Here is a 16,736-nt window from a genome sequence, read left to right on the forward strand (position 1 = left end):
TATAAATATGATTTGAAATCAAAATATTTTTTAATTTTTAACAAAAAAAATCAAATGCAAGTTATATATTTGAAATTCATTAATTTAAATTTTATTCTATCATGAAAAAAGTAATTTCTTTAATGGCTGTTGTTGCTTTCTTATTTACTATTGATGCTACAGCCGGAGAGCCAAAAAATAAAGACAAAAAGAAAAAGGCACAAACAGAACAAAAAGCTGAAGAAAAAAAATCTTGTTCTGCAGAAGAGAAAAAATCATGCGATACAGGTTCTGAAAAGAAATCTTGTTGTGCATCTAAAAGCAAAGAGTCTAAGTCTTAGTTTTTAAATTAAAAAAAGAGCATTCTAATCGATGCTCTTTTTTTTCTATACATATCAAGTTGTAAAATTATTTCATTTTTATTGAAAGCAAAGAAATTTGTTTCTATGAATTGGATTAATCACTTAATAAATTAATCGGCAAATAAAATATGCTCTTTGAGCTGAAAAAGAAAATCTGCCAAGTCATCTACTTCTACATGTTCCATGATTACAATTTTATACCATTCATTGGTTTCGTTATGTTTTTGCGGAACCAAATCAAATTTTTTAGCCAAATCTAAAGGAATTCGATTGGATTTTATTGTAACTATATTCATGTTGGGTTCTCTAAAATAATGAATTTCCAAATCATCCAATTGTTTGCATAGCCAATCTGTTCTCATTTGAAGGATTTTTACTTTTTCAAACCATCCATTAGAACCATAGGTTGTTAAAATCATCCAAATTGCTACGGCATTTGCCCCCGAACGACTTCCCGATAGAGTTAAATCCATTCCTTCAACATATTCTGCTTCTTTGGTAAGCACATTTTCAATGAGTCCTTTACGACATAAAAATATTCCGGTTCCGTAGGGAGCTTGCAGCATTTTATGAGCGTCAACGGTGATAGATGATACATTAGGATTTAAAAAGGAAAGAGTATTTTTTTCAGCTAAAAAAGGATATACAAATCCTCCGTAGGCGGCATCAATATGAAGTTTGAATGGAATGTTATACATAGCCAACCATTCCAAGTAAGTCTCCGGATTATCTACAGAGCCAAACATGGTAGTGCCCATATTACATACTACAATTGCATATTTTTTCCCTTTCTTAATTTCTTCGCCTAACTTTATCTCAAATTCAAGTCCGTCAATAGTTCGAGTTTCAAAATCAACGGGTACATTTAACCAATCTAAACCCAATAGGTTTGCACCTTTAGCAATAGAATAATGGGTGTCTTCTGAAGCGATAATTAAAATTTCGTCAGCTTTGGCCTGGAATTCATTTTTAAAAAAGTTCCGATACATCCATAAGGCTTGAATATTAGCTTCGGTTCCACCCGATGCAATGTAGCCATCGTATTGGTTATCATCCGATCCAAAAACGTCCACAGCAAGGATATCCAACACTTCTTTTTCTATGGCTTGTGTGCCTTTAAAAGCTAATTCTGAAGTGCCGGTTGTATGACACCCTATATGATTTGGATTGGCTACATAGGTACTCAAAACGGGAGCATCTTTTAAAAATGGAGCGTCATCATAAAACACTTTACCATCCAATTTAGATGCAGGGTAGCCTAGAGAAGCATCTACCGAAAAGTTTACATTTTTTGCTAAAGCTTCTTGAATGTGGCTTATCTGTTCTGATTTACTCAGTTTTTTCCAAAATTTCATGTTTCTATTTTTGTACAAATCTCATAATTTATACTTTTAAAATATATGATTTTAATCATGTTTTTGGGAGTTAATTAAGTTGTAAAAGAGTTTTTGAAATACAAGAAATGTACTTTTTTTGACAATCATTTACAAAAACAAACAGAGATTTTTTTGAATCACTATAATTTTCTAATCTAGAATTACATCTCAAATATTTTATATGTAACCTATGTTACAATTTTAATTTTTTTATATCATTACATTTAGCCATATTTTCAAAGACTATGAAATATATATATGTTGTATATTGTTTATTTTTATTAATCAGTTGCCAAAATAGCAAACAGGAATACCAAGATATAGAGGAGATTCCAATGGCTTCAACTTTTGACCCACTTGAAGCCAAAAAATTAATGGAAACCCACTGTTACCTTTGCCATAGCCCGACAGCTGATGAAAACCAAGGTAGAATTGCTCCACCAATGGTGGCCATAAAAGCTAGGTATATTGATAGGGAAGGGTATAACAAAGCGGAATTTATTGAAAATGTAAAAGCGTTTGTAGCCCATCCTACAGAAGAAAAAGCCTTGATGTATGGTGCAGTAAAAAAACACGGACTCATGCCGAAACAAGCTTTTCCGGAAGGTAGTATAGAGAAAATTGCTGCCTTTATGTATGACTATCAAATTGAAGAACCCGAATGGTTTAAAGCTCATTGGGAAGGTCACGGTAATGAAAATTGGACACAATCCGGTAAAAAATTAGAAGAAGTAGATGAAGTTAAAACATACGCCGATATCGGTTTAGATTATGCATTGGGTACTAAAAAAGTATTAGGTAAAAATTTAATGGAAGCCATTCAGCAAAAAGGAACCATGGAAGCTTTGACCTTTTGTAACCATCAAGCGATTCCGTTGACAGATAGTATGGCAACGCAGTTTAACGCTAACATAAAAAGAGTTTCCGACAAGAATCGAAACCCAAATAACAAAGCTTATGCAGAGGAATTATACTATATTGCTCAATTCAAGAAAGAATTGGCAGAAAAAAAAGAAAGTAAACCCATTGCTCTGGAAAAAGGAGATAAAATTCAGTTTTATTATCCAATAGAAACCAATACCATGTGTTTGCAATGTCACGGAAAACAAATCAAACCGGAAGTACAACGTCAAATTTTGAAGTTATATCCCAAGGATTTAGCGATTGGATATGATGAAAATGAAGTACGTGGGATTTGGAGTATTACCTTTACAAAAAAAACAAATGAATAAAAAAGCTATCATTGTTACCGGAATTGGGGTGGTTGTAGGACTAGTTGCTGGATATCTCTATTATCAACAAATAGGTTGTGTTAGTGGAACATGTGCCATCACCTCCAAACCATTAAACAGCACATTATATGGAGGTTTAATGGGTGGTTTACTGTTTAATTTGTTTGTAACTTCGCCTAAGAAAAAGGAAAAAAATGAAAAAGAGTAGCAAAGACTACATTTTTGTTTTTATCCAATTTCTTCTTTTTGGAGCTTATGCGTTTGATTTTTTTCAACCCTTAGAAATTCCAAAATTTCTTGCAACATTCGGAATGGTGATTGCTTTTATCGGTTTTATGATTGCACTGCTAACCGTTTTTGAATTAAAATCCAATCTTACCGCTTTCCCAACGCCAACCGAAAAAGCGGAATTACTCACAAACGGTTTTTTTCGATACAGTCGACATCCTATTTATACCGGAATATTGATGTTTGCATTAGGTTATGCACTTTATAAGTATTCAATTTATAAACTTTTAATTTCAGGTTTGTTATTCATTTGGTTTTATTTGAAATCAACCTATGAAGAAAAACAACTTGCTCAAAAATTCATTTCATATAGAGAATATAAGGAAAAAGTGGGTCGGTTTTTTCCGAAACTTCGTTTATAATTAACCAATTCTTTCCAATTATACTCTTCTAAAAGTATAAAAAATTCGCTTGGTAACAAATGTTACTGCACACTTCTTTTCATCGTTCTACTTTTGCCTTGTAATTAAGAAGTAAATCGAATGAAAACTATTAAAAATACAATTGTAATCGGGATATTTATCAGTTCATCAGCACTTTTCAGTCAAGATACGTTGCAAATTTCCAAATCAGATTTAGCCATAAAATTATCGGAGCAAAATCTTCAATTGAAAATTTCCAAACAAAATGTTGAGTCGGCTCGTTCAGATTACCGCCAATCCAATGCTCTTTTTTTACCGAATATTTCGGCTTCGCATACAGCCATTACAACAACCAATCCTTTAATGGCATTTGGTTCAAAATTGAATCAAGAAATCTTAACGCAAGCCGATTTTAATCCGGCTTTGTTGAATGATCCTTCACAAGTGCAAAATTATGCCACTCGAATTGAAGTGCTTCAACCCATTTTAAATGTAGATGGTTTATACGAAAGAAAAGCAGCCAAATCTAAAATGGAAGCTTACCAATTGCAAACCGAACGCACCAAAGAATATTTAGAATTGGAAGTGAACAAAGCTTTCATGCAATTGCAATTGGCTTATAAAGCGGTTGAGGTTTTGGAGAAAGCAAATTCTACTGCACAAGCCAATCTGAATTTGGTCAACAATTATTTCAAACAAGGTATGTTGCAAAAAACAGATGTGTTGGATGTGCAAGTTCGGGTAAATGAAATTACCAATCAACTTTCTTATGCCAAAAGTAATGTGCGAAACGCCTCCGATTATTTGGCTTTTTTATTGAACGAAGATACCCAAGGCGGTATTTATAAACCGGTTGAAAATCTCGAAAACGATATCAATCCTACATTAGAAAACGCTCAATTATCAACATCAAGAAAAGATTTTTTAGCGATGGAAAAATCAACCGAAGCCTATAAAAACAGGATGAAATCCGGTAAAATGAGTTTTCTGCCCCGTTTGAATGCTTTTGGAACCTATGAATTATACGATACCGAAATCTTTCAATTTGGTGCAAACGGTTATACTATAGGGGCTCAATTGTCATGGAACGTATTTGACGGGTATAAATCCATCGGAAAATTCCAAAAATCAAAAGTTGAATACCAAAAAGCGGAAACAGAAGCTGAACAATACAAAAACCAAAGTCAGCTGGAATTGAACAAAACCAATCGCCAGTTAGCCGATGCTCAAAACAAAGTGACACTTTCCAAATTGGTCTTTGAACAAACACAAGAAAGTTTCAGAATCCGTCAAAATCGTTTTGCTCAAGGGTTAGAAAAAACGACTGATTTATTGATGACGGAAACGCAATCGGCCCAAAAGGAATTAGAATATTTACAAGCGGTTTTTGAATACAATTTCACCAAAATGTATTTGGAATTTTTAACGAAATAATAGCATTCAACAAATCAATATACTAAATCACAATCTTATGAATATCAAAATAAAATCTCTAATCATTTTTTCAGCAGTCCTTTTATTTTCCTGCGGAAACGACCCAAAAGAAGTCAAAACATTACCTGCCATTGCCGTAAAAGTTAATGGTTCAATCGAAAATTCAACTAGTCCATTTGTGACGTCAAGTGGTAAAATTGAAGCCGAAAACAGTGCCAACGTGAGCACCCGAATGATGGGTTATGTAACCAAAGTTCATGTGAAAGTAGGTCAAAAAGTAGGAGCAGGTCAACTGTTAGTGAGCATCAACAATACCGATTTACAAGCCAAAAAAGCACAAGTGGATGCAGCCATTTTACAAGCAACTGCTGGTTATAACAATGCCAAAAAAGATTACGATCGTTTTGTAAACTTGTTTGCTCAACAAAGTGCTTCGCAAAAAGAATTAGATGACATGACTGCTCGTTTTGAAATGGCAAAAGCCGGTTTAGAAGGTGCCAAACAAATGCGTAACGAAGTCATGGCTCAATTTAGTTATGCCAACATTACAGCTCCTTTTGGCGGAATTGTAACCAATACATTCATCAAAGAAGGCGACATGGCCAATCCTGGAATGCCATTGGTGAGTGTGGAAGGTTCCGGGAAATTACAAGTGACCGCTATGGTTTCTGAAAGTGATATTTCTAAAATCAAACAAGGAATGGCAGTTTCGGTCATCATTAAATCAATGAATAAAAAAGTAACCGGAAAAGTTTCGGAAGTGAGTTTATCAGCCAAAAACACCGGCGGACAATATCTGGTGAAAGTCAATTTAGATGAAATGGATAAAACCATCCTTTCCGGAATGTTTGTCAACGTGCAATTTCCAATTGAAAAAACATCAGTTGCAAATGAAGGTTCAGAACAAGTTTTAGTACCTGAATCGGCATTGGTAAAACAAGGACAACTTACCGGAATTTACACTGTTGCCAACAATACCGCCATTTTAAGATGGTTACGTATCGGAAAAACCTACGGCGACAAAGTAGAAGTCCTTTCCGGATTATCGTCCAAAGAACCGTATATCGTTTCGGCAGAAGGGAAATTGTTCAACGGAGCTAAAGTGAGTGTTCAGTAAATAGTAAACAGTTTTCAGTCGCAGTTTTCAAACAACAATAACTTGAAACCTGAAATTTGAAACAAAAATAAAATAACATGCAAGAAGGTATCTCAGGTAAAATTGCCAATTTCTTTATCAATTCCAAACTAACCATTTTATTGATGGTAGCTTTGATGGTAATTGGCGTATACAGTTCGTTCTTAATTCCAAGAGAAGAAGAACCACAAATTAATGTTCCCATGGCCGATGTTATGATTGGTTATCCGGGAGCCACTCCGGCAGAAGTAGAAAGCCGTGTCATTAAACCGTTGGAAAAAGTGTTGTCAAACATCAAAGGTGTTGAACATTTGCACAGCATGGCAATGAACGGTCAAGCTATGATAATTGTTCAATTTTATGTTGGCGAAGACATTGAGCGGTCCTATGTGAAATTGTATGATGAATTAGCCAAACACGAACATATTTTTCCGCAAGGTGTTTATAAACCCTTGGTAAAAACGCGATCGATTGATGATGTTCCGATGTTGGGATTAACGTTGTGGAGTGAAAAATATGATGATTTTGAAATTCGACAACTGGCAGAAGAAGTGACTTCTGAAATTGAAAAAGTAAAAGATGTTGCCATTACCAAAGAAATTGGCGGAAGAACTCGCGAATTGAAAGTCGTTTTAGACAAAGACAAAATGGCTGAAAACAAGGTAGATGCACTGGGAATTATGCAAATGATTCAAGCCAATAACGGTTCTTCGCAGTCGGGAAGTTTTGTTCAAAATGACACGGAATATTTAATTACTACCGGAAAATTTTTATCCAATGCCGAAGATGTAGAAAATTTGGTAGTGGGAATAAATCAAAATATGCCGGTGTATTTAAAACAAGTGGCATCTATTCAAGACGGACCTTCTACAGCTCGAAGTTATGTTTCTTTTGGATATGGAAAAGCAAATGAAAAGTATAGCGACAAACCAAGCGAATATCCCGCTGTTACTATTTCAGTTGGAAAAGTAAAAGGAGCCGATGCAATGAAAATATCGGACAAGATTTTAGAAAGAGTAGAACAACTCAAAACCAATTTAATTCCAGATGACGTACAGGTAGAAGTAACCCGTAATTACGGTGAAACGGCATCGCACAAAGTGGGCGAGTTATTGTTACACTTAGGTGTAGCCATCATTGCAGTTACGGTATTGGTAATGTTGGCTATGGGATGGAGAGGAGGTTTAGTTGTTTTCTTTTCTGTTCCGTTGACCTTTGCGTTGACTTTATTCAGTTATTATTTATTAGGTTATACGTTAAATCGAATCACGCTTTTTGCCTTAGTTTTTGTGGTGGGAATTGTGGTAGATGATAGTATTATTATCGCCGAAAACATGCACCGGCATTTTAAAATGAAGCGATTACCCTTCAAGCAAGCTGCGATTTATGCGATTAATGAAGTAGGAAATCCAACCATTTTGGCCACATTTACGGTTATTGCGGCAATTCTTCCAATGGCTTTCGTTTCCGGAATGATGGGGCCCTACATGAGTCCGATGCCGATTGGAGCTTCTATTGCGATGTTGTTATCCTTATTTGTGGCATTAACCGTTACACCTTATTTGGGCTATCATTTATTGCATGAAAAAGAGGAACAAGAACAAAAAGAAGAACAAGGTTTAGAAACATCATGGATTTATAAAATTTACAAAAAAGTAGAACAACCGTTATTGGATAATTCTAAAAAACGTAATGCAATGTTCTTGGTAACTGTTGTATTATTAGTAGGTTCTGTGGTCATGTTTTTTACCAAATCGGTTGCGGTAAAAATGTTGCCGTTTGACAATAAAAATGAATTCCAAGTGGTGATTGATATGCCGGAAGGAACCACTTTAGAACGTACTGCAGCGGTTACCAAAGAAATTGCTCAATACTTGTCAACTGTACCCGAAGTGGTAGATTATCAAAATTATATTGGGACATCTGCACCGATAACTTTTAACGGATTGGTACGTCATTATGATATGCGTGGCGGAAGCAACATGGCCGATATTCAAGTGAATTTGTTGCACAAAGAAGACCGTGATTTACAAAGTCATGATTTGGCGAAATGGGTTCGTCCGGAAATACAAAAAATTGCGAAAAAGTATGGAGCCAATGTAAAAATTGTAGAAGTTCCTCCCGGACCTCCGGTGCTTTCCACGTTGGTGGCAGAGGTTTACGGACCCGATTATCAAGAACAAATTAAAGTGGCCAATCAAGTGAAATCCATCTTGGAAAATACTCCCGATGTGGTGGATACCGATTGGATGGTAGAAGCTCCTCAAGTAGAATACAAATTGGAAATTGACCGAGAAAAAGCCATGTTAAACGGAATTGCTCCGCAACAAGTGGTTGGGAATTTAACGTATTTATTGCGTGAAATACCGGTTTCTCATTTGTATGACGAACGGTCAAACAATCCGGTTGGTATTACTTTATCCTTAAACGATGCAGATAAAACTTCCATCGAAGACCTTCAAAATGTAAAAATTAAAGGAAGTCGAGGCAATGTGGTTCCAGTGAGTGATTTGGTTAAAGTAACTACCGATACGTTGCAAAATACAATTTATCGTAAAGATCAAAAGCGAGTGGTGTACGTTTTAGCTGATATGGCGGGAGCTCTGGAGAGTCCGGTGTACGCCATTTTAGGAATGAATGAGAAATTGGAAAAAATGCAACTTCCAAAAGGCTATAAAGTGAACGAATTGTACATGGAACAGCCCACAGATGAAAATGATTTTACCGTAAAATGGGACGGTGAATGGCAAATTACCTTAGAAGTTTTCCGTGATTTAGGCGTGGCTTTCTTAGTTGTAATCTTAGTAATTTATATGTTAATTGTAGGTTGGTTTCAAAACTTCAAAACACCCATTGTGATGATGTTGGCCATTCCGCTTTCGCTGGTAGGAATTGTTTTAGGACACTGGTTACTAGGAGCTTTTTTCACTGCAACTTCATTCATCGGAATGATTGCTTTGGCCGGAGTAATGGTGCGAAACTCGGTGCTCTTAATCGATTTTATCGAAATCAGATTAAATGATGGCATAGAAATTAAACAAGCCATTATTGAAGCCGGAGCTGTTAGAACCACGCCCATTTTATTAACCACCGGAGCCGTTGTAATTGGAGCCTCAATTATCCTATTTGACCCGATTTTCCAAGGATTAGCCATATCGTTAGTAGCCGGAGCGATTGTATCCACATTATTAACTTTAATAGTTGTTCCATTAATTTATTACATCACCGAACGGAAGAAATGGGAGAAGAATAGGGATTAGTGATTAGTCCTTAGTCCTTAGTGAATAGTCCATAGTTGATAATCCTTAGATAATAGTAATTAGTAAATACTCAGAACCTTAGAGCCTTAGTACCTCAGAACCTTAAAAAATGAAATTAGTCCTTATAACAGCTGTTCATTCTTTCAAACGAGAGATCCAGCATTTGCTCAAACAATCCGGTGTAAAAACCTATTCATATCGAGATGTAACCGGATTTAAAGATGTGTCAGAAGAAGCTTTAGCCTCAAATTGGTTTGGGAGCGAAGTAAATGAAAACGAATCAATTGCTTTTTATGCTTTTGTACCGATTGAAAATTTGGAAAAAGTATATGAATTAATTCTCGCTTTCAATCAAGAATTAGAAACTAAATCCAAAGTACATTTGGCCACATTTAATATCGAAAAATTTATTTAAGAGGTACTAGGGTGCTGAGGAACTGAGGGACTAAGTTAAAAATAGTCCCAAACCTCAGAACCTTAGAGCCTCAGAACCTTAAAACCTTAAAAAAATGAAAAACAGAATCGTACGCGGAATCGCTGGCACATTTATTATTATCAGTTTGTTATTGGCTGTTTATGTCAACCAAAATTGGTTGTGGTTTACTGCATTTGTAGGAGCCAATTTATTGCAATCATCTTTAACCAAATGGTGTTTAATGGATGATATTTTGACAAAAGTGTTTAAAATTAAAGATTGAAAATAATTTTTTTTGAAAAATCTAAGCTTATATATAATTTAGTATCCTGAAAACTAGAGTTTTTACATTTAATGGAAAAGCGTGTTCAATCCCAAAATGAAGAATTATATAATACCCTAACACACTTAGTTGGGGTACTTTTTTGTTTTTTGGGAATGCCCATTCTGTTTGAAATTGCTTATTTTTATTATGATTTTAAAATCTTTTTAGGGGTAGTTCTCTTTGGTTTTGGATTGTTCTTTGTTTACACGGCATCAACTTTATACCATTATTCAAAGAACAGAAAAAAGAAAAATCGTTTACAAATTATAGATCACATAAGTATTTATTTTTTAATTGCCGGTACCTATACACCATTGGTATTAAGGTATTTACCTGCAGAAACTTCATTTGTTTTTTTATCGATAATTTGGGGATTGGTAGGCTTGGGAACTATTTTTAAATTATTTTTTACCCAAAGATTTAAAATAGTATCCTTAATTCTCTATTTGTTAATGGGTTGGATGATACTTTTTATTTCAAATCCAATGCTTGATAATATGCCTTTACATGTTTTGATTTGGGTTATTATAGGTGGTGTTTTTTACACGTCGGGAGTTTATTTTTTTGTAAAAAGTAGTAAAAATTATTACCACGCTATCTGGCATTGTTTTGTTTTACTGGGATCAATTTCTCATTTTATTTCTATTTATCTTTCGTTAGAATCGGGATATTATTAAAAAAATAAAAAAGCGGTGTATTATACCGCTTTTTTAAATTATCCTCGTCCATTTGAATTTCCTCTACCGGAACTACCTTGCCCTGCACTTTGACTTCTGGGTGTAGAACTAATCTGTGGTCGGCTTCCTCCGCTTGGAGTACTAGGTCTGGGTTGATTGTAATTTTGTACCCTTGGGCTACTTGAGGCACTCTTGGGTGAACTGGCAGATGAGTTGTACTCTGTGGTAGTTCTTGGATTACTTCTTGGTGTAGCTTGATAGGACTGACTTGGATTTGGTTTTGGACTTGAATAACTGTTTGAACTTCTTGGATTATTTTGCACCGAAGAATTGTTTTGATTTATTCTTGGAGCAGTGTAAGTACTTGATGAACTATTTTGATAGGATCTTGGATTAGTATAACTGCTCGTGCTTCTCGGATTGTTTTGATTTGAAGAATACTGATTTATTCTCGGAACCGGTTGGTTGTTACCAGAGTTATTTTCATTTGAGCCTATACTTTGATTATTTCTTGGATTCGAATTATTTCTTGGCGAATAATTGGAGGAATTATTTTCACTACTATAATTAGTGGTTGTATTTCCATTTCTTGTTCTAGGTGTACTGGTATAGTTGTTTTGATATGTACCATTTGAACGAGATTGATTGTTTTTTGGCGAATAATTTGAAGCCGAAGAGTTATTTGGATTGTTTCTTACACCATTTGTACTTCCATAGTTTTGAGATCTTCCTCCAGAGTTAGATCGGGTTTCGGTTAATTCATAACGGTTAGAAAATCCGGTATTTCGATTGCTAAAACTTCTATTTGGGTACATTCTTTCATATCCATTGGCTCTTCTACTTTGATGTAAAGCAATAGCACGTGTACTTCTTCTATGATTTACATAATGGCAGGTATTATTAACATTTATAAATACATTAACATGATTTCTGTAATGATAAATAGGAAAAGGGTTCCACGCATAAAAATAGCCGGGATAATACCCCCAATACCATGGGGAAAAGTAAGGTCTGTAACCGTAAACCCAGAAGGTGTTATAGATTACCGGAGTATAAACATAAACCGGCTCGTAAATGTAATTTGGACCATACATAAAAACATCTCCTACAATTTGAACTTGTACTCTATTCGATTGATCTCTTTCAACTTCAATTGTAGCTACATCTTGAAATATATCTCTTTCTAAAACCGCTTGAACTATGATCAGGTGGGTTCTGTTTTCTACAGATTCAATAACTCTTAAATAGTCTACTTGATTGTCGTTATTCAAATCCAAGTTTGAAATGGGATTGTTTGGATTATTCAAACGTCTTTCAAAATCTTCTAAGTTGGTTGATTCACCAAATATGTGTGCAATAGCTCTTAGATCTAAGTTGTCACTTATATCAATAGAATTAGCTCTTACGGTAGTTCTATCTTGCGAATACATATCGGTTATCCCAACCCATATGGCAAATAGTATATAAAATTTTGTTTTCATAGTCTTTTGATTTAGAAATGGATACTCAAACTTTAATTATAACTAACCAATATTTGTGCCAAAATGAATTTCAACGTTTATTTTTACTCTTTACACTAATTTTTCTTGTTAAATTTTTTGTTTTTTTATATTTGAAAAAAATATGAGATTATGCGTTTTTCTTATTTTGTTCTATTTGCACTACTATTAATCTGTTGTGAAAAAACACCTAAAGAAGTTTTGATTGCTGAACGTTTGCCCATTTTAGATGTTACGATTGATACATTAATTGCAGATTCAATGAGTGTAAGAGCAATTGATATCTCTAAGAATATAATTTGGTATGCTACAAATAATGGTAACTATGGGTATTATGATTTAGAAAATGATAAACATTTTAAGGATTCAATACAACACCAAAAAACAAGTCCACATTTTAGAGGAATTGCACAAAACAGTTCAAATATTTTTCTCCTGAGTACCGAAAAACCTGCGGTAATTTATAAAATAGATAAAAAAAATAATACGCCTCAAATAGTATTTGAAGACAAGCAAGCTACAGCATTTTACAATGCCATTCAATTTTGGGATGAAATGTCCGGAATTGCAGTAGGCGATCCTCAAGGTAACAAACTAGCGATTCTGATAACTAGAGATGGTGGAAGAACTTGGCAAAAAATGAACCAACTATTACCACCTTTATTTGCAGATGAATACGGTTTTGCGGCAAGCAATACAGGATTAGTAGTTCATGGAAAGCAGGCTTGGATAACTACAGGTGGAAGTCACGCCCGAGTTTTTCATTCTGCAGACAAGGGTAAAACCTGGAAGGTTTATGAGACACCAATTGTAAGTGGAAGTAAAATGAGTGGTATTTTTACGGCTGATTTTTATGATGACACCATTGGGATTATAGCTGGGGGGGATTATGAAAATCAAGCTGCAAATAATCAAAATAAAGCCATAACAATAGATGGTGGTAAGAGCTGGTCATTAATAGGGGAGGGCGAAGGACCGGGTTATACTTCTTGTGTACAGTTTGTTCCCAACTCGGGGGGTAAACAATTGGTAGCCGTTAGTACTCAGGGTTTGTATTTTTCAGAAGATAGTGGCATAAAGTGGAAAAAAATAAGTTCCAATTCAAACTACCATACTCTTCGTTTTTTGAACAAACAGGTAGCTATTGCAGCCGGAAAAAATAGAATAGATAAGTTAACCTTTAATCGTTAATTCGGAAAAATTAATTTCTTTTGGGTAAGGGTCTATTTTCTCTCATTTGACGTAATAAATCCCGATTAAAATCTTCTTCTGCTTTTCGGAGTTTTATAATTTTATGAACGGGAAGTACATTTCGCAAATCTTGAATTAATTTTTTTCGAATTTGATACAATTCATCTTCAACACTTTCCATTTGAGATAAAAGTAGAGTCGCTTCTTTTTCACTCATTTGGTCTACATCGTTATTCATTCGATTCAAGTAGGAACGCATTTTTTCATGACGCAATTCAAATTGTTTCTCTTCAAAGGCATTGTAAATAGGCCAAAATTTTTCAGCTTCAGTAGGTGTTAATCCTAGTTCACTTGTTATAAATGCGGTTTTTAATGCCTTAACACGCTCTTTTTTACCTGAGGGTTGTGATAATACCTCAAACGACTGTAAAAATAAAACAACTAAAAGTAAGGGAAAATATTTTTTCATGATTTTTAATTTTCTGTTGAATGTGTAATAATTTCGTCTATTTCATAATTATCCAAAAGGAATCCTTCTATTTCATCGGGTTGTAAATTGTGTTTGGCTTCAAGAGAGCTTACATCTGAATACTCCATGAAGGAAACTATATCATGTGTGGTTAATTGGGTATTTGAAGTTAAATACATCTCTATTTGCTCGGAATAATCACTTTCAGATTTTGTCAAAACATAAAAGTAGGTACCTAAACCTAAAAATAGTGCAACACTGGCTGCAACACTGAGTCGTATAAGTAATTTAGACTTTAAAGGAATAACTTTTGAATCTGTTTCTTTGATTTGGTTCATTAATTCTTCAGAAAAAGATTCAAAATACCCTTCAGGGACTGTAAATCCGGTTTTAATTTTTGGTTCAGTATTTAATTTGACAGGTTTCATATGTATAAGACACTATTCTGGGATGTTGGTTTAATTAATATCTAAAAACTTTTCAATTTTTTTCACCGCTAAATGGTAAGATGCTTTTAGGGCACCTACAGAAGTTTCCAGTATTTCGGCTAAATCTTCGTATTTAATTTCTTCATAATACCGCATTTTGAAAACCAATTGCTGTTTTTCGGGCAATGTTGCAATAGCTCGGTGAAGTTTCATTTCAATCTCAGAACCTTCAAAATATACATCAGCTTCCATTTTATCAATTTCTTTACTGAGGTATTCACTTTGGGAACTATTATTTTTCTTTGCTTTTTGTTGTAAAAATGTCAATGATTCATTGGTTGCAATTCTGTATATCCATGAAAATATTTTGCTATCACCTTTAAATGAATTGATATTTCTGAAAACTTTTATGAAAGTATTTTGTAAGACATCGTGTGCGTCATCATGATTCAAAACGATAGAACGTATGTGATTGTAAAGCGGTCTTTGATAAAGCTCCACAAGTTTTTTAAACGCTTGTTCTTGCGTTTGAGGTGCTATCAGTTCTTTAACAAAATCTTTTTCGTCTTGCAAAATCTACTTTTTGAGTAAGACATCAATTGGAAGTAAAAGTTTAATCTGATTATTTATTCGCCAGATGACTGGGTATCCGATGCAACAATATTAGCCCGATTAAATTGTGCTAATGGAATATAAATATAGGTTAACCATTCCGAGGGATTCTTAATATCACTACTTTTTTTCACATACACTTCGCGATAATTTAATTTATCCGATGCTTCAAGTTTGTTTTTTAACAAATAGTCCAAGGCTTTTTTCCAAGCTTTTCGGGTATGCGAATAATCGCCTTTTAAAGTGATTTTAATGGCATGGTGTGCCGGAATACTATCACAAGTAAATTGACTTTCTTGAGAAGTGAAAATAACTTCTTTTATAGGAACACCAATTTCTAGGCGAAGTGGATTTTTGGAAATGTTATTTGATAGGTAATTGATAAATGAAGGTTGACCGGAAGAGATAGAATTTGTTACCGCAAAATTTTCTAAATCAGGTATCAGGTGTTGTAAGTTACTGTAAAAGTTTTCAGGGCTTATTTCAACTTTTTGTTTTAAAAAATACTCTTTTGGTAAAGCTACGACTCCGTTTTCTTCTATAGAATAACGACTAATTTCATGATGCAGAACATCTTGGAGTTTATGTAGACTTTTTTCAAATACAGTACCGATTTTGTCTTCTTGATTTTCGATGAAAAAGGATTTGATCTTACCCCAAAAATTAAGAGTTCCGTTGCAATTCCAAACTATTTTTGTGCCATTTAAGGTGTCTTTCAGTGTAATGTAGGCATTTGCCTCCACATTATTAATAATTTGTTTTTGAGTTATGCTATCATTTTCTTTACTATAAATAGTCTTTAACTTCCCTGAAAAAGAAGAACCTTTCCATTCAAATGTACTTCCTTTACCAATGGTCTTATCACTATAATAATATTTTACACTTGAGTCAAAATCTTTTAAGGCACACCAGTCTTCCCAATTGCGATAATCGTTTATATATTGAAAAACAGTTGATTTTTCCAAGTGAATGACTTTACTTCTAGAGACTTGATAGGCTCCGCTTAGTGTACTAAAATAGACTAATCCGGCAACCACAATTAAAATCAAAAGTAACAATATGTATTTTAAAATTCTCATTGAAATTATTTTTTGTAAAATTAATTTATTTTTTAAGAATTTGATTCAAGATTATGAAAATAAAAATCTTCATAAATATAAGAAAAATATGTATTATTTTAAAATTATGTGCATTTTATCGATTAAATTTGTTTTACATCGATTTACGTTACATATTTGCTCAACAAATAACACATTAACCTACAACAATGGTATTGCCCCAAGTTTACCCCGTTGTACTGAATCACCAAGACCCCAAAACTTGGTGATTTTTTTTTTATTTCTGTTTCAAATAGATTTTCACAATAAATAAAAAGAGAATAAACAAAAAAAAGGCTCCTAATACTTTGAGACTTCCTTTGTAATATTTCTTATGGAGAGCTAAATCTTTACGATATACATAAATCATAATTGCAGTAAACACAACTACAAAAAATCCGGCAAAAATCCATTGTCCTTGACTAAACATAAAATAGGTTATTTTTCAACAAAAATAGTTAATTGTTTTGGATTCACTCCAAGAATTGAAACTTACATTTTTGTATTTTTACTTTCCTAAACTTTTAAAAATGAAAAAACAGATTGAAGCCGTAAAAGCTTTTCATGAAGCCTTTGAAATTGGTTATAAAGAAAC

At 33.9% G+C, this 16,736-nt stretch carries 18 protein-coding genes; 11 read left to right on the forward strand and 7 right to left on the reverse strand.

What is annotated here, in order from left to right:
- Nucleotides 1-101 precede the first annotated feature (101 nt).
- Nucleotides 102-320: a hypothetical protein gene (locus V7M80_RS10105; RefSeq protein WP_333695840.1), complete on the forward strand. Its 219-nt coding sequence runs from the start codon at nucleotides 102-104 to the stop codon at nucleotides 318-320.
- Between the two features lie 131 nt (nucleotides 321-451).
- Here V7M80_RS10105 and V7M80_RS10110 read toward each other — a convergent pair whose 3' ends face one another.
- Nucleotides 452-1,696 (reverse strand): pyridoxal phosphate-dependent decarboxylase family protein, encoded by a 1,245-nt coding sequence (locus V7M80_RS10110; protein WP_333695841.1) that lies wholly within the window; start codon nucleotides 1,694-1,696, stop codon nucleotides 452-454.
- A 266-nt stretch (nucleotides 1,697-1,962) separates the two neighbouring features.
- On the opposite strand from V7M80_RS10110, the gene V7M80_RS10115 reads away from it, so the two are divergent.
- The 9 genes from V7M80_RS10115 (at nucleotide 1,963) to trhA (ending at nucleotide 10,845) form a co-directional block, all read left to right on the forward strand.
- Nucleotides 1,963-2,949, forward strand: coding sequence for a c-type heme family protein (locus V7M80_RS10115; RefSeq protein WP_333695842.1), 987 nt, complete (start codon nucleotides 1,963-1,965; stop codon nucleotides 2,947-2,949).
- Nucleotides 2,942-3,157, forward strand: a complete 216-nt coding sequence (locus V7M80_RS10120; protein WP_333695844.1) for a DUF6132 family protein — start codon at nucleotides 2,942-2,944, stop codon at nucleotides 3,155-3,157. The genes V7M80_RS10115 and V7M80_RS10120 overlap by 8 nt, the downstream gene beginning before the upstream one ends.
- Nucleotides 3,144-3,599, forward strand: a complete 456-nt coding sequence (locus V7M80_RS10125) for a methyltransferase family protein (RefSeq protein WP_333695846.1) — start codon at nucleotides 3,144-3,146, stop codon at nucleotides 3,597-3,599. The genes V7M80_RS10120 and V7M80_RS10125 overlap by 14 nt, the downstream gene beginning before the upstream one ends.
- A 120-nt stretch (nucleotides 3,600-3,719) precedes the next feature.
- The gene (locus V7M80_RS10130; RefSeq protein ID WP_333695848.1) at nucleotides 3,720-5,033 is read left to right on the forward strand and encodes a TolC family protein; all 1,314 of its coding nucleotides are present in this window, start codon (nucleotides 3,720-3,722) and stop codon (nucleotides 5,031-5,033) included.
- A gap of 37 nt (nucleotides 5,034-5,070) precedes the next feature.
- The gene (locus tag V7M80_RS10135) at nucleotides 5,071-6,150 is read left to right on the forward strand and encodes an efflux RND transporter periplasmic adaptor subunit (protein WP_333695850.1); all 1,080 of its coding nucleotides are present in this window, start codon (nucleotides 5,071-5,073) and stop codon (nucleotides 6,148-6,150) included.
- A 77-nt stretch (nucleotides 6,151-6,227) separates the two neighbouring features.
- Nucleotides 6,228-9,428, forward strand: coding sequence for an efflux RND transporter permease subunit (locus V7M80_RS10140; protein WP_333695852.1), 3,201 nt, complete (start codon nucleotides 6,228-6,230; stop codon nucleotides 9,426-9,428).
- A 109-nt stretch (nucleotides 9,429-9,537) separates the two neighbouring features.
- A complete protein-coding gene (locus tag V7M80_RS10145) occupies nucleotides 9,538-9,843 on the forward strand; it encodes a hypothetical protein (protein WP_333695853.1) in 306 nt (101 codons plus the stop codon).
- A gap of 94 nt (nucleotides 9,844-9,937) precedes the next feature.
- Nucleotides 9,938-10,126 carry a YgaP family membrane protein gene (locus tag V7M80_RS10150; RefSeq protein ID WP_333695854.1) on the forward strand — a complete coding sequence of 63 codons (189 nt, stop codon included), beginning with the start codon at nucleotides 9,938-9,940 and terminating at the stop codon, nucleotides 10,124-10,126.
- Between the two features lie 71 nt (nucleotides 10,127-10,197).
- Nucleotides 10,198-10,845: a PAQR family membrane homeostasis protein TrhA gene (gene trhA / locus V7M80_RS10155; protein ID WP_333695855.1), complete on the forward strand. Its 648-nt coding sequence runs from the start codon at nucleotides 10,198-10,200 to the stop codon at nucleotides 10,843-10,845.
- 38 nt (nucleotides 10,846-10,883) lie between these two features.
- On the opposite strand, the gene V7M80_RS10160 is transcribed toward trhA, so the two are convergent.
- Complete coding sequence (locus V7M80_RS10160) at nucleotides 10,884-12,326, reverse strand: hypothetical protein (protein WP_333695856.1); 1,443 nt, start codon at nucleotides 12,324-12,326, stop codon at nucleotides 10,884-10,886.
- A 150-nt stretch (nucleotides 12,327-12,476) separates the two neighbouring features.
- On the opposite strand from V7M80_RS10160, the gene V7M80_RS10165 reads away from it, so the two are divergent.
- A complete protein-coding gene (locus V7M80_RS10165) occupies nucleotides 12,477-13,535 on the forward strand; it encodes a WD40/YVTN/BNR-like repeat-containing protein (protein WP_333695857.1) in 1,059 nt (352 codons plus the stop codon).
- A 10-nt stretch (nucleotides 13,536-13,545) separates the two neighbouring features.
- Here V7M80_RS10165 and V7M80_RS10170 read toward each other — a convergent pair whose 3' ends face one another.
- From V7M80_RS10170 to V7M80_RS10190, 5 genes are all read right to left on the reverse strand, one after another.
- A complete protein-coding gene (locus V7M80_RS10170; RefSeq protein ID WP_333695858.1) occupies nucleotides 13,546-14,004 on the reverse strand; it encodes a sensor of ECF-type sigma factor in 459 nt (152 codons plus the stop codon).
- Nucleotides 14,005-14,009: 5 nt separating this feature from the next.
- A complete protein-coding gene (locus V7M80_RS10175) occupies nucleotides 14,010-14,432 on the reverse strand; it encodes a hypothetical protein (protein ID WP_333695859.1) in 423 nt (140 codons plus the stop codon).
- A gap of 30 nt (nucleotides 14,433-14,462) precedes the next feature.
- Complete coding sequence (locus tag V7M80_RS10180) at nucleotides 14,463-15,005, reverse strand: RNA polymerase sigma factor (protein ID WP_333695860.1); 543 nt, start codon at nucleotides 15,003-15,005, stop codon at nucleotides 14,463-14,465.
- Between the two features lie 53 nt (nucleotides 15,006-15,058).
- A complete protein-coding gene (locus tag V7M80_RS10185; protein ID WP_333695862.1) occupies nucleotides 15,059-16,123 on the reverse strand; it encodes a GyrI-like domain-containing protein in 1,065 nt (354 codons plus the stop codon).
- Between the two features lie 256 nt (nucleotides 16,124-16,379).
- Nucleotides 16,380-16,571 carry a hypothetical protein gene (locus V7M80_RS10190; RefSeq protein WP_333695863.1) on the reverse strand — a complete coding sequence of 64 codons (192 nt, stop codon included), beginning with the start codon at nucleotides 16,569-16,571 and terminating at the stop codon, nucleotides 16,380-16,382.
- Between the last annotated feature and the right edge of the window lie 165 nt (nucleotides 16,572-16,736).

The sequence above is a fragment of the Flavobacterium sp. genome, assembly GCF_036759525.1.
GTDB lineage: Bacteria > Bacteroidota > Bacteroidia > Flavobacteriales > Flavobacteriaceae > Flavobacterium.